This is a genomic window from Streptomyces asiaticus (genome assembly GCF_018138715.1).
Classification (GTDB): Bacteria; Actinomycetota; Actinomycetes; order Streptomycetales; family Streptomycetaceae; genus Streptomyces; species Streptomyces asiaticus.
The window spans coordinates 9,485,681-9,498,501 of sequence record NZ_JAGSHX010000006.1 but is presented as its reverse complement, the minus strand read 5'-3'; the positions used below and the strand labels follow the sequence as shown (position 1 = coordinate 9,498,501).

Sequence of the window (12,821 nt, the reverse complement as noted above, 5' to 3'; positions counted from 1 at the left end):
TACGGCGTTCGGGTCATGGCCCGGCCGGTGTCCGTCACCTGCCCGGGCCAACGGCGGACGCCCGCGCGGAGGAGGGGGACCCGGATGGCGGAGCGGGATGGCGCCGGGTGCGCCTGGCGAGAACCACCGCCGCGGCCACGGTGCCGGCGAGCACGCCCCAGGAGACGATGTCGCCCGTGCGGGAGTACGGGGTGCGCGAGCCGTGGATGGGAACGTCGGCGTACCAGACGCCCGCGTCGGTGGTGGTGTCCTGCGTGGACAACAGCCGTCCGGTGGCGTCGTAGGCGCCGGACTGGCCGTTGAAGTCCTGCCGGACCAGCGCGTAGCCGTTCTCGATCGCGCGCAGCCCGGCCATGGCGGTGTGGGTGCGCCCCATCTCGGGCCAGTCGCCGCCGGGGACGAGGACGATGTCGGCGTCGATGTGATTGCCCGCCGGGAAGTCGGCGTCGTAGCAGATGACGTTCGCCAGCCGGCCGTAGGGGGTGTCGACGACGGGCACACGGCCGTCGCCGGGTGTGTAGATCTCGAGCCCGGGGATGGGCCGGGCCTTCTCGTAGTCCCACAGCTTCCCGCCGTCGGGGCCGAAGAGATGGGTCTCGTCCCTGCCGTGGGGCGCGTCCGGCAGATAGGTCAGGTCGGCCACCAGGAGATAGACGTTGTGCGCGTCGGCTGCCGCCGACGCCTGCCGCAGGTACGCGCGGTGGTCCTCGTCGGCCACCCGCGCGGCGTTCTCCGACCAGACGACGATCCGCGCACCGGCCGCGGCCGCCCGTGCGGTCTGTCGGAAGAGGTCGTCCAGGAGCGGGCGCATGGCCCGGCGCACATCGGCCCGGTCGACGCGGCGCGGATCGGTGACGGCGAGCCGGGACGCGCCGTGCACCGCCGTCTCGGCGTCGATGGCCGCCTGGCTCGGATTGACGCCGGCCACTTTGACGGTGTCGCCGCTCGTGTCCGTGGACATCGTGCGGAGCTGTCCGCCGGCGACGATCAGGGCGACGGCCGTGGCGTAGACGGCGGCCCAGCGCGGCGCGGGCCGGTGCGGCCCGCGCTCCCAGACCAGGTTGCCGACGGTCGCTCCCGCCCCGATGACGAAGGCGATGACGTAGGGCCCGGTCAGCGCGGTGATCTGGAGCAGCGCGGTGTTCGCGTGCTGGGACGCGGCCCGCATGCCATACGCGGTGCCGAACGGGCCGTAGGTGCCGAGGAGGAACTCCACGGACATGGCCGCGGCGGGGAACAGCAGCACCCGGCCGAGAGTCCCGGCGCGCGGGCCGAGCAGCCGGTCGGCCGCATACGGCAGACCGTAGGCCACTCCGAAGGCCACATCGCCCAGGAAGGTGAGCCAGGTGATGGGCACGGCGAGTTCGGCCATCCACACCGCGGCCGACACCACCGTCACGGCGAACACCGCGGGCAGGGCCACGAGCGGGCGGGTGTGGCGCAGGAAGCGGAGGAGGAGCAGCGGCGCCACCCATGCGGCCAGGGGCACGTCGAACCGGCCGCCGACGGACAGCAAGGACGCCGCGGCGCCGCCCCACAGGCACAGCCAGGGGCGTTGAGCGGGCGGGGCGAGTCGTTCGGTCATCGGGCACTCCTGTGCGCGGGCCGCGTCCCCACGGACCGGCCCGCATCGATGTGTACGATGTCCACATTGAAGGATGGAGGTGTGGACACTGTCAACATCTACTGGCTCGGGATACCACCACGGGGATCTGCGAGCGGCCCTGCTGGACTCCGCTCTGGAGCTCCTCGACACCGAGGGCCCGGGCGAGCTGTCGCTGCGCGCGGTCGCCCGGCACGCCGGGGTCTCCCCGAACGCCCCCTACCGCCACTACCGCGACAAGGAGGCGCTGCTCGCCGCCCTCGCCACCCGGGGCTTCACGGAGCTGGGCGAACACCTCGCGGCGGTCGCCCCCGGGGAGGCGCCCGACGCGGAGGTCATCGCCATGGCGTGCGCGGCGGTCGACTACGCGCTGGACCACCCCGGGGTGTACCGCCTGATGTTCGGGCAGGCGTGCAGCAGCCACCCCGACACCATCGCCGCCTCCGACGCCACGATCGCCGTCGTGGCGGAGCGCATCGCGGCCATCGCGGAACCGGAGCGGCGCGAGCCGCTGCGGATCGGGATCTGGGCCCTCGTCCACGGGCTGAGCACTCTGCTGCTGGACGAACGGCTCGGCACACCGACGCGCGCCGAGGCCGGCGCCCTGGTGGAGACGGTCGTACGCACCATGCTGGGCGCCGGCCCCGAACGGCCGGACGGGAAATCCGCCGCCGGGTGAACACCACGCCGGTCAGCGGGTGTTCACCGGGTCAGCTCCCCCCGGTGGCGTAGAACGGTTTGCACACGGTGCCCACGTAGTCCGTGGCGATCTCCAGCACTCGGCTGCCGTCCGCCGAGGGCAGCAGCGCCGAGCTGTAGTTGGGGCACCAGTCGACCACCTTGGAATCCACCCGCACGGGTGCGGAGATCGAACGCCAGGCTCCGGTGCCGCCGTTGCTGTTGGTCCAGACGGTGGCACCGCTGCCGGTGGCGGTGGTGCCGTCGGCGTTGTTCAGGACCTGGCCGACGAGGAACAGCTTGCCCCGGGGATTTCCGGGCTCAGGGGCCCAGGCGAGGTTCGGCGTATGGGTGAAGTACTTCCCGTCGGCGGTCTCGGGACGGTAGCCGAGGTGAGCGGGGTCGCCCCAGTTCCAGCCGTCCCACGAGGTCCGGTAGTGGACCACGCATGAGTACTGCCCCTGGGCGGCGCAGATCTCGTACACCATGAAGTACTGGCCGTCGGGCAGCTTGCGCACGATGGGCATACCGGGCCGGTCGGAGGCGAGTTTGCTGGCGATGGTGGCATGGTGGCCCGTCCAGGTGATCCCGTCCGCGCTGCGGGCGGCGACCAGCTTCTGGCTGTGCGCGGGGTCGGTCTCGTCCGAGTAGTGGGCCACCAGCCGTCCGCTGGAGTCGATGGAGAACTCCGGCTCCCACAGCCCCTTGGTGTTGGGGGCGGTGGCCACGGTGGACAGATAGGACCAGGTGCGGCCCTGATTGTTGCTGCGGAAGACCCGGATGGCCATCCGGCGGTCCGGTTCGTCCTGGCCGATGGAGGCCGCCCACAGCAGGGTCCCGGCGGGCATGGCGCCGACGGCCCGCGGCAGTTCGTACAGGGTGGCGCAGCATTCGCCCTGTCCGCCGGACGCCTCGGGGTCGGCCACCTCGCCCACCTGCCGGAAGGTGGCGCCGTCGTCGGTGCTCTCGTAGATGGCACCGAGCCCGTCCGAGCCGCGGAAGGTGACCACCGAGGCGAGGACGCGGCCGTTGGCGGCGCCGTTGTGCTGGAGGCGCAGGGCGCGGGGGTAGAGGCCGGTGCCGTCGCGCAGCAGGGTCCCGGAGGCGGCCGCGGCCGGGGGTGCCTGGGCCGCCAGGAGCGAGCCCAGGACGGCCAGGAGGGTCAGCAGGGTGGGCAGGAGGTGTCTTCGGTACGGCGTGGTCATGCACGCTCCCTCGGGAGGAGTGGTGAAGGGGGAGAGGGGCCCGGGCCCTGCGTGGCGCAACGCTAGAGAGGATTTCCAACGTTGTAAATCCCTCGTGCAGGCTTCCGCGAGGGCCGGGGCAGGGCCAAGAGGGCGGGGGCCGCGCTTTCGCGAAGTGCTCGGGACCGGGAACGGTACCGCCCTCGGCCGGGACACCGGGCCGAGGGCGGCATGCGCCTGAAGCCCCGTTACGCCATGGCGTTACGGGGTGGTGGGGGTGGTGCGGTCAGTACTCCTGGGCGGTGGGGCGCACCATGATCTCATTGATGGCGGCGTGCGAGGGCTGGGTGACCATGAAGGCGATCGCGCGGGCGATGTCCTCGGGGTGCAGCCAGGACTCGCGCGGCACGCCGCGTCCAACGGTGGCGACCGCGCTGTCGGCCGTCAGCTCCGTGGCGACCATGCCCGGCTCGACCAGCCCCACCCGGACACCGCGGGCCGTCACCTCCTGGCGCATGGCCTCGCTCAAGGCGCCCACCGCGTGTTTGGTGGCCGAGTAGACGCCGTTGCCGGGGCGTGCCAGCCGGCCGGCCACCGAGCTGACGTTCACCAGGTCCGCCACCCCGCGCGGGTCGTCGGACGCCGTCCGCAGCAGATGGGGCAGCGCCTGCTGGGAGGTGTGCAGCACGGTCCTGACGTTGAGGTCGAGCATCCGCTCCCAGCCCTCGGGGTCGCTCTCCTCGACCTTGCCGGGCACCACGGAGCCGGCGTTGTTCACCAGCACATCGAGCCGTCCGCACCGCTCGACGGCGTCCTCGACACACTGGCGGGCCTGCGCGGTGTCCCGCAGATCGGCGGTGAGGACGGCGCAGGAGCGGCCCTCCTTGCGCACCGTGGCGGCCAGGTCCTCCAGCCGTTCGGTACGGCGGGCCACCACCGCGAGATCGGCGCCCTGCCGGGCCAGCGCCACGGCGGTGGCCGCTCCGATGCCGCTGGACGCGCCGGTCACCAGCGCCACGCAGCCCGACAGCGGGCCGTAGGAGGGTGCGGCCTCTCCGGCGGGCCGGTCGTTCCCGGTGTTCGTATCCGTCACCCTGGCTCCCTGGTCTTACGGGGGTGGGGAGGCCACGGGGTCGCGTGGCCCGGGGTGTGGACCGGGTACCCCGGCGGAGGCCGCCCATCGCCCCCGTTCCGCCTTCTCAGCGGACTTCTCGGCGGACTTGTCAGCGGAAGGCGCCGCTGTAGGCGTTGAGCGCGGGCTGGCCGCCGAGGTGGGCGTAGAGGACGTTGGAGTCCTTGGGTATGTCGCCGTCGCGGACGAGGTCGATGAGCCCGGCCATGGACTTGCCTTCGTAGACCGGGTCGAGGATCACCCCTTCGAGGCTTCCGGTGAGCCGGATCGCCTCGAGGGTGGAGTCGACCGGGACGCCGTAGAGGTCCCCGGCCCAGCCCTCCAGCACGGTGATCTCCTCATCGCGCAGCTCCCGGCCGAGGCCGATCAGCCCGGCGGTCTCGCGTGCGATCTTCTCCACCTGGGCACGGGTCTCGGCCGGTTTGGCGGAGGCGTCGATGCCCAGGACCCGGCGGGGGCGGTCCTGGCCCGCGAAGCCCGCGATCATGCCCGCCTGGGTGGAGCCGGTGACGCTGCACACCACGATGGTGTCGAAGAAGACCCCCAGCTCCCGCTCCTGCGCCTGGACCTCCCGCGCCCAGTTGGCGAAGCCCAGACCGCCCAGCGGATGGTCGGAGGCCCCGGCGGGGATCGGATACGGCGTGCCGCCCTCGGCACGGACGTCCTCCAGGGCCTGGTTCCAGCTGTCCTTGAAGCCGATGCCGAATCCCGCGTCGACCAGCTTCACCCGCGCGCCCATGATCCGGGAGAGCAGGATGTTGCCCACCTTGTCGTTGACGGAGTCGGGCCAGTCCACCCAGCTCTCCTGCACCAGAACGGCCCTCAGCCCCAGCTTCGCCGCCACCGCGGCGACCTGCCGGGTGTGATTGGACTGCACACCGCCGATGCTCACCAGGGTGTCCGCGCCCTTCCGGAGCGCGTCGGGGACGAGGTACTCCAGCTTGCGGGTCTTGTTGCCGCCGAAGGCCAGTCCGCTGTTGCAGTCCTCGCGCTTGGCCCAGACGCGCGCCCCGCCGAGACGCTCGCTCAACCGGTCCAGGGGGTGGACCGGGCTGGGGCCGAACAGCAGGGGGTGGCGCTCGAAGTCATCGAGGGACATGGGTGGCTCCTTGTGGGTGGTGCCGATGTCCGCCGATCCCTACCCCGTCCCTCCCCCTCGGCACACGATTCCCTCTCCACCGTCCCGTCGGGACACGAGCGCCCCGTCGGGACACGAGCCGAGCCCTCTCCGGTCTCCCCGGCCACCCCTCGTCAGTACCCGACCGGCGTATGCCAGTAGGCCGTTGGAGTCCCGCTGCTGTCCAGCCTGAGCACCCTGCCGCCGGGTCGCGGCGACTATCTGTGCCTGAGCCCTCGTACCGCCGAGACGGCGCTCGACCGCCGAGCCCACCCGTCCGCCCCACTCGCCCAGGGAGCCGAGATCATGCCCCAGTACTTCCGCGACTCGCCCGAGTCTCTCGTTCCCGACGCGCTCGCGGGCTTCGCCGCCGCCCATGCCGACCTCGTCGCCTACAACCCCGACCACGGGTACTTCCACACCCGCCACATCGCGCCCGCCCGCCGCGTCGGGCTGGTCTCGGGCGGCGGGTCCGGCCATGAACCGCTGCACTCCGGTTTCCTCGGGACGGGGATGCTGGACGCCGCCTGCCCCGGCCGGATCTTCGCCTCGCCCCACAACCGGCAGATCTTCGAGGCCAGCCGGGCCGTCGCCCGGGCCGACGGGGTGCTGCACATCGTCAAGAACTACACCGGAGACCGCATCAACTTCGGCATCGCCGCCGAGCGCCTCGCCCACGAGGGCATCCGCTGCGCCCGGGTCCTCATCGACGACGACCTCGCCACCGACTCGGACGACATCGCGGTCGGCCGCCGCGGCACCGGCGCCACCCTGATCGTCGAGAAGATCCTCGGCGCCGCCGCCGACGAGGGGCGCGGTCTGGAGGACCTGGTCGCGCTCGGCACCGATGTGACCCGGCGGGCCCGCAGCCTCGCCGTCGCCGCGGCCGCCCACACCACGCCCCAGTCCGGGACACCGGCCTTCACCCTGCCCGACAACGTCCTGGAGTTCGGGGTCGGCATCCACGGGGAGCGGGCCGAGGGGACCACCCCGCACGCACCGCTCGGCAAGCTGGTCGAGACCATGACCGACCAGCTGCTGGCCGCGCTGCCGGACAGCGCCGGGGCACGGGTGCTCGCCCTGGTCAACGGGCTGGGCTCGATCACCTCGCTGGAGCTGTACGGCATCCGCCACGCGGTCGCCAAGGCCCTCGACGACCGCGGTGTCGGCCTCGACCGGTCCCTGACCGGCACCTTCGTGAGCGCCCTGGACATGCGGGGCTTCTCACTGACCCTGTTCGCCACCGACGCGGAGGCGCTGCGGCTGTGGGACGCCCCCGCCCGCACCCCCGCCTGGCCCCTGTGATCCGCCTGCCCGCGTGACCCCGCCACCGCCCCGAGGAGTTGCCCCGCCCATGCCCGACCAGCCCGGCCCCAAGGGCCTCACCCACACCGCCGTCATGGACTGGATGACACGGTTCGCCGCCACCGTACGCTCCGTGGAGCCCGAGCTCACCGCGCTCGACCAGAAGGCGGGCGACGGGGACTTCGGCGCCAATCTGGTCACCGGGCTGGACGGTGTCCGCCGCGCGCTGGACGCCCTGGCGGCGGGCGCGGGGAACGGCGAACGGGATCGGAGGGGCCCGGACGCACCGCTGGACGCCGCCGCACGGGTCTTCCTCGACGACGTGGGCGGCACCAGCGGTCCCCTGTTCGGGCTGCTCTTCCAGGAGCTCGCCGACGCGCTGGGGATGGCCGCCGACCCGCCCGGGACCGCGGCGCTGGCCCTCGGAACCGCCGCGGGCGCGGCCGCGATCCAGCGGGTCGGCGAGGCCGAGGTGGGCGACAAGACCATGGTGGACGCCCTCGTCCCCGCCGCACGGGCCCTCGCCTCCTGCGAACCCACCGCCGACCCCGCGCACGCGCTCCATGTGGCCGCGGTGGCGGCCCACCGGGGCGCCCGCTCCACCACCGATCTGCGCGCCCGCCGCGGACGCGCCAGCTACACCGGCGACCACTCGCGCGGCGTCCCCGACCCGGGCGCCCTGGCCGTGGCCCTGCTGTTCGCTTCCGCACACGCCGAGCTCACCTCGCTCAGCCGGCTCCCCGTGTCCTGAGGAGAAAGGCCGAGGCCATCGGGGGTTCCCCGGAACGTGCCGCCCGCCGGTGAACGCCGCGGCCGGGCCGCACGTACTGGGATCCGGGTCCTGGCCGCATGAGAGGAGCAGAGCGGGGCAGACGACCAGGATTCGACTGTCGGCTCGATCAAAGGTGTCCGGGAGAATCTGTGCAGCAGGAGACCGCCGCCCGTGTGACCACACCACCGGCCTTGCCACGGCCGCGCGATGGCGGCGCGTCCGGAGGCCGGACGCGCGACCCGTACTTCGACAACGCGAAGTACCTCACCATCGTGCTGGTGGCGTGCGGCCACGCATGGGAGCCGCTCACCTACGGCAGCCGGGCGGCCACCGCGATCTACCTGACGGTGTACGCGTTCCACATGCCCGCGTTCGCCCTCATATCGGGCTACTTCTCGCGGAGTTTCGACATGGCGCCGGGGCGGGTGAAGCGGCTGCTCACGGGCGTCGTGGTGCCGTACCTGGTCTTCGAGGTGGCGTACACGCTCTTCTACCGCTGGGCGCAGGACGATCCGGGCTATCCCATCAGCCTGCTCGACCCCTGGTATGTGATGTGGTTCCTGGCCGCGCTGTTCATCTGGCGGGTCACCACTCCGCTGTGGCTCGCGCTGCGCCATCCGGTGCCGGTCGCGCTGGCGGTGGCCGCGCTGGCCTCGATCTCCCCGGAGGCGGGCGGGGATCTCGGTCTCCAGCGGGTGCTGGCGTTCCTCCCGTTCTTCGTGGTCGGGCTCACCCTGCGCCCGGACCACTTCACCCGGCTGCGGACCCGGCGGGCCCGGCTGGTCGCCCTTCCGGTGGCGGCCTTCGCCCTGTGCACGGCGTACGCGGTGGCGCCCTGGATGGACGCGGAGTGGTTCTACCACCGCAAGAGCGTCGCCAAGCTGGACGGCGTACCGTCCTGGGCCGGTCTGCTCACCACACCCGTCCTCTTCGGTCTGGCGCTGGTGCTGACGGCCTGCTTCCTGGCCTGGGTGCCGGGGCGCAGGACCTGGTTCACCACGCTCGGCTCCGGGACGCTGTACGGCTATCTGCTGCACGGCTTCATCATCAAGTCGTCCCGCTTCTGGGACTGGTACGACCATCCGTGGCTGCACACCCCGCTCGGGGAGCTCACCGTCACGGCGGCCGCGGTGCTCATGATCACCGTATTGTGCACGGAACCGGTGCGACGGGTCCTGCGCGCTCTGGTGGAGCCACGCATGGACTGGGCGTTCCGGCGCACCGGTTCGTCAGCCACTTCCTGAGGGCGGCGAGGCGCTTCCTCGTCGGCGGTGGGGAATCCCCGTCAGCGGCCGGGAATCGCCGTCAGCGGCGGCGGACCTTCACGGTGTTGTCGACGCGGGTGGCCGGCTTTCCCTCGGGGTCGGTCATCTTCTCCTCGTGCACCTCGCTGACGAGGACCTCCCACTCCCCCTCCGCGAGGTCGAGCCCGGCGAGCACCTCCTCGGGGGTCGGGAAGTGGAAGTCCGGATCGGGGTCCGCCACCCAGGACGGGAATCCTGCGTGTCCGGTGATCAGGAGCACCCCGCCCGGTGCGACGGCGCCCGCGGCGCTGCGCAGGATCCGCTCCCGGGGCAGCTCGAGCCAGGAGTGCAGGAAGTAGGTGGAGACCAGGTCGAAGGTGCCGGCCGGGAAGGACACGGACAGGTCGTGCGGCTGCCATTCGATGCGGTCGCCGACACCTTCCGACGCCGCGTGTCCGGCGCCGCGGTCCAGGGCCACCTGGGAGACGTCGACGGCGGTGACCCGCCAGCCCTGCCGGGCGAGCCAGATGGCGTCGGCGCCCTCGCCGCAGCCCAGATCCAGTGCGCGGCCGGGGGTCAGCCCGGTGACCTCGCGCACCAGGGCGGCGTTGGGCCTGCCGCTCCAGACGTGGTCCTCGGCGCTGTAGAAGGTGTCCCAGAACTCCCCGGGCGTGGTGCCGGGCGGGATGTCGGGCCTGGTGGTCATATCGGATGTGCTCCCTTCGTTGGGTCAAGAGAGTGCGTCCGGCCGTGGCCACTTGACAAACTTCTTTGCCGGGGTGGCAAATGAAGGTATGGCTGACGAAGACCTCACCGAGGTGCTGACCGCCGTAGGACCCCGGCTGCGGGCGCTGCGGCGCACCCGTGGCACCACCCTCGCCCAGCTCAGCGAGACGACGGGCATCTCGCTGAGCACCCTGTCGCGGCTGGAGTCGGGGCAGCGCAAGCCGACCCTGGAGCTGCTGCTGCCGCTGGCCAAGGCGTACGGAGTGCAGCTGGACGAGCTGGTGGGGGCGCCGGCCACCGGGGATCCGCGGGTCCATCCACGGCCGTTCACCCGGCACGGCCAGACGTTCGTTCCGCTGACCCGCTATCTGGGCGGGCTGCACGCGTACAAGCAGATCATGCCGCCCCGGCCGCAGGGCAGGAGCGACGAGCCGCTGGAGCAGCGGGTGCACGAGGGCTATGAGTGGCTCTATGTGCTCTCCGGGCGGCTACGACTGACGCTGGGCGAGCACGACCTGGTGCTCGCGGCCGGCGAGGCCGCCGAATTCGACACCCGCACCCCCCATGGCTTCGCCAACGCCGGGGACCAGCCGGTGGAGTTCCTCTCCCTGTTCGGGGCGCAGGGCGAGCGCATCCATGTCCGCGCCCGCCCCGCCGGTACCTGACCCGCCCCCGTCGCCGCCGGGGCGTTCACCCCGAGGGCTCGTCCGGGACGGGCTGCTCGGGGTGCACGCTCCCGGTCTGCGGCTTCCCCCGCCGTCCGGTGCCGGACTCGTCCGTCTCGGGGATGTCGTCCACATCGTCCGGCTCATGCCCGTCGCCCGCCACATCCAGGTGGTCGGGCCCGTCCTGCGCCTGCTGGTCGGGGAGGTCCCTGGGGATCCCGCCCCGCTCCTCGCGTTCCTCCGGTCGCCGGTCGTCGCTCACGATGCCGCTCCTTTCGTCGATGCGTCGATGGAGTGGGCACAGCAGAGGCGACTACCCAGGAGCGCCGGGCGGATGCACGGCAGGCCGGTCCGATGCGGCCATCCGTGTGCGCGGCCGGTTACTCCCCGCGCTCCAGCACATACAGCTCCGGCAGGTTCACCACGATGGCCTCCTGGGTGCTGCGGGCGATGACCACCACCGCCTCGTCGTCGGGGTCCGGGTTCTCCTCCCGGTGCGGCACATAGGGCGGTACGAAGATGTAGTCACCCGGCCGGGTGCGCAGCCGGATCTCCTCGACGTGTCCGTCCCGCTCCTCGGCGAAGACGAACTCGGGGTGGCCCCGCACCACGAAGATGGCCGTCTCGGACTCGCCGTGGTGGTGGTTGGCGGAGGCGGTGTCCGGCGCCACATGGGTCTGGCCCATCCAGAGCCGCTCGGACCCCACCGACTGGCCGCTGATCGCGGCGAACCGCCGCATGCCCTCGGTCTGGGCGGTGCCGGGGTCGACGTCCTCGGTGCGGATGTGGTGCAGACGCGACCGCAAGGGACTGTCGGGGGCGGTGGCGTTCAGATGCGGATGGAACGCGTCGTGCTGCTGCGCGGGGTCGCCGCCGGGCGTCGTCATGCCACCGACCGTAGAAAGCACCGGTAATGGATGTCAACAGGTGTCCTTTCCCTCACCAGGCACAACACCGTGAAATCCACACTGCATAATGGCCGTATGCAGATCTCGGCGAAGGCGGACTACGCGGTCCGGGCGCTGGCGGAGCTGGCCGCGGACACCGGCAGGCCGCTCACATGTGAGGCGATAGCGACCTCCCAGGACATCCCCTTCCGGTTCCTCAAGGCGGTCTTCCGCGATCTGCGCCAGGCCGGTCTGGTGCGCAGCCAGCGCGGCTGTGAGGGTGGCTACTGGCTCGCCCGCGACCCCGCCGAGACCACGCTCGCGGACATCGTGGTCGCGGTGGACGGGGCGTTCCTGACGCTGCGCGGCGAGCGGCTGGACGACCTGGGCTACCGCGGCCCGGCGGCCGGGCTGCCCGGGGTGTGGCGCGGGATGGAGGACCATGTGCGCCAGGTGCTGACCTCCACCGCGCTGAGCGATCTGGTGCGTGAGCGGCTGGCCGCATGACGTCCGTACGCCCGGACCGGCCCCGGAGCGCCGAGCCGGACGGCGACGGGGCCGTCGAGATCGTGGAGTACACCGATCCGGCCTGCCCGTGGGCGTGGGGCTCCGAGCCCGCGTTCCGCCTGCTGCGGGCGCTCACCGCGGGGGCGGGCCCGCTGGCGCCGGGTGTTCGGCATCCTCTTCGACGAGGACGACGACCCGGCGCCCGATCCGGCCGCCGAGACCACCTGGTACGGCCGCTACATCGCCGATATCGCCCGCCATACGCGGGCGCCCCACGCCCACCGGCTGCGCTGGGTGGCGGCCACCAGCCGGCCGGCCTCGCTCGCCGCGAAGGCGGCCGAGCGGCAGGACGGGAGGGCCGCGGAGCGGGTGCTGCGGCGGCTGCGCGAGACCACGTTCGTGCTGGGTACCCCGGCCGATACGGCGCAGCGCGTGCTCGACGCCCTGGCCGGCCTCGACGGTGTCGACAGGGGGCGGCTGGGCGCGGAGATGGACGATCCGGAGGTGGTGGCGGCCGTCCGGCGGGACCACGCCGAGGCCCGTGACCCCATCCCGGAGGCGCATGCCTTTCGCGCCCCGGGGCCGCATGGCATTGGCGTGAAGGAAACCGACGACGGGGTGCGCTACGCGCTGCCCACGCTGGTGTTCTCCGGCCCCGGCGGGCGCGTGGCCGCGCCGGGGTGGCGGAGCGTGCCCGAGTACCTGGCGGCGCTGCGCACGGTGGCTCCCCGTCAGCTCTGGGAGGCGGCCCCGGTCGGCCCCGAGGAGGCCCTGGCGGCGTACCGCAGCCTGACCGGGCCCGATCTGTCCCTGCTGACGGGCGGAACCACTCCCCCGCCCGCGGCCGTACGGGGCGATACGGCGGGCGGGCCGCTGTGGCTGCACCCGTGCCGATACGTGGACTTCCGGCGCACCGCCAGCGCCATCTGTCGCTGATCGCCCGCTTCCCGTTCCAGGCCCCGCGACCCGCGATCCGCGACGATCTGCCGCGTCCCGAGCGC

At 72.6% G+C, this 12,821-nt stretch carries 14 protein-coding genes; 7 read left to right on the top strand and 7 right to left on the bottom strand.

The window, feature by feature from the left end; translation table 11 throughout:
- Positions 1 to 34: 34 nt before the first annotated feature.
- Positions 35 to 1,585, bottom strand: a complete 1,551-nt coding sequence (locus KHP12_RS47575; protein WP_086885574.1) for a nitrilase-related carbon-nitrogen hydrolase — start codon at positions 1,583 to 1,585, stop codon at positions 35 to 37.
- A gap of 79 nt (positions 1,586 to 1,664) precedes the next feature.
- Here KHP12_RS47575 and KHP12_RS47570 point away from each other — a divergent pair, with 79 nt between their 5' ends.
- A complete protein-coding gene (locus tag KHP12_RS47570) occupies positions 1,665 to 2,282 on the top strand; it encodes a TetR/AcrR family transcriptional regulator (RefSeq protein WP_211834672.1) in 618 nt (205 codons plus the stop codon).
- A gap of 31 nt (positions 2,283 to 2,313) precedes the next feature.
- On the opposite strand, the gene KHP12_RS47565 is transcribed toward KHP12_RS47570, so the two are convergent.
- From KHP12_RS47565 to KHP12_RS47555, 3 genes are all read right to left on the bottom strand, one after another.
- Positions 2,314 to 3,486: a sialidase family protein gene (locus KHP12_RS47565; protein ID WP_211834671.1), complete on the bottom strand. Its 1,173-nt coding sequence runs from the start codon at positions 3,484 to 3,486 to the stop codon at positions 2,314 to 2,316.
- 265 nt (positions 3,487 to 3,751) lie between these two features.
- Complete coding sequence (locus KHP12_RS47560; RefSeq protein ID WP_211834670.1) at positions 3,752 to 4,558, bottom strand: SDR family oxidoreductase; 807 nt, start codon at positions 4,556 to 4,558, stop codon at positions 3,752 to 3,754.
- Positions 4,559 to 4,688: 130 nt separating this feature from the next.
- A complete protein-coding gene (locus KHP12_RS47555) occupies positions 4,689 to 5,696 on the bottom strand; it encodes a 1-aminocyclopropane-1-carboxylate deaminase (RefSeq protein WP_086885570.1) in 1,008 nt (335 codons plus the stop codon).
- Between the two features lie 324 nt (positions 5,697 to 6,020).
- Here KHP12_RS47555 and KHP12_RS47550 point away from each other — a divergent pair, with 324 nt between their 5' ends.
- The 3 genes from KHP12_RS47550 (at position 6,021) to KHP12_RS47540 (ending at position 9,035) form a co-directional block, all read left to right on the top strand.
- Positions 6,021 to 7,019: a dihydroxyacetone kinase subunit DhaK gene (locus KHP12_RS47550; RefSeq protein WP_037959290.1), complete on the top strand. Its 999-nt coding sequence runs from the start codon at positions 6,021 to 6,023 to the stop codon at positions 7,017 to 7,019.
- A gap of 49 nt (positions 7,020 to 7,068) precedes the next feature.
- Positions 7,069 to 7,770 carry a DAK2 domain-containing protein gene (locus KHP12_RS47545; protein WP_210608917.1) on the top strand — a complete coding sequence of 234 codons (702 nt, stop codon included), beginning with the start codon at positions 7,069 to 7,071 and terminating at the stop codon, positions 7,768 to 7,770.
- A 170-nt stretch (positions 7,771 to 7,940) separates the two neighbouring features.
- A complete protein-coding gene (locus KHP12_RS47540; protein WP_107471651.1) occupies positions 7,941 to 9,035 on the top strand; it encodes an acyltransferase family protein in 1,095 nt (364 codons plus the stop codon).
- A 61-nt stretch (positions 9,036 to 9,096) separates the two neighbouring features.
- On the opposite strand, the gene KHP12_RS47535 is transcribed toward KHP12_RS47540, so the two are convergent.
- Positions 9,097 to 9,741: a class I SAM-dependent methyltransferase gene (locus tag KHP12_RS47535; protein WP_086879447.1), complete on the bottom strand. Its 645-nt coding sequence runs from the start codon at positions 9,739 to 9,741 to the stop codon at positions 9,097 to 9,099.
- Between the two features lie 88 nt (positions 9,742 to 9,829).
- Between KHP12_RS47535 and KHP12_RS47530 the strand changes: the two genes are divergently transcribed.
- Positions 9,830 to 10,426, top strand: a complete 597-nt coding sequence (locus KHP12_RS47530; RefSeq protein ID WP_086879448.1) for a helix-turn-helix domain-containing protein — start codon at positions 9,830 to 9,832, stop codon at positions 10,424 to 10,426.
- A gap of 25 nt (positions 10,427 to 10,451) precedes the next feature.
- Here KHP12_RS47530 and KHP12_RS47525 read toward each other — a convergent pair whose 3' ends face one another.
- Together KHP12_RS47525 and KHP12_RS47520 are read right to left on the bottom strand one after the other, a co-directional pair.
- Positions 10,452 to 10,688, bottom strand: a complete 237-nt coding sequence (locus KHP12_RS47525; protein ID WP_037959301.1) for a hypothetical protein — start codon at positions 10,686 to 10,688, stop codon at positions 10,452 to 10,454.
- A 118-nt stretch (positions 10,689 to 10,806) separates the two neighbouring features.
- On the bottom strand, positions 10,807 to 11,313 hold the full coding sequence (locus KHP12_RS47520; RefSeq protein ID WP_037959305.1) for a cupin domain-containing protein: 507 nt from the start codon (positions 11,311 to 11,313) through the stop codon (positions 10,807 to 10,809).
- A 96-nt stretch (positions 11,314 to 11,409) separates the two neighbouring features.
- Between KHP12_RS47520 and KHP12_RS47515 the strand changes: the two genes are divergently transcribed.
- Positions 11,410 to 11,820 carry an RrF2 family transcriptional regulator gene (locus KHP12_RS47515; protein WP_211834669.1) on the top strand — a complete coding sequence of 137 codons (411 nt, stop codon included), beginning with the start codon at positions 11,410 to 11,412 and terminating at the stop codon, positions 11,818 to 11,820.
- A 162-nt stretch (positions 11,821 to 11,982) separates the two neighbouring features.
- Positions 11,983 to 12,756 carry a DsbA family oxidoreductase gene (locus tag KHP12_RS47510; RefSeq protein ID WP_308017040.1) on the top strand — a complete coding sequence of 258 codons (774 nt, stop codon included), beginning with the start codon at positions 11,983 to 11,985 and terminating at the stop codon, positions 12,754 to 12,756.
- Positions 12,757 to 12,821 lie beyond the last annotated feature (65 nt).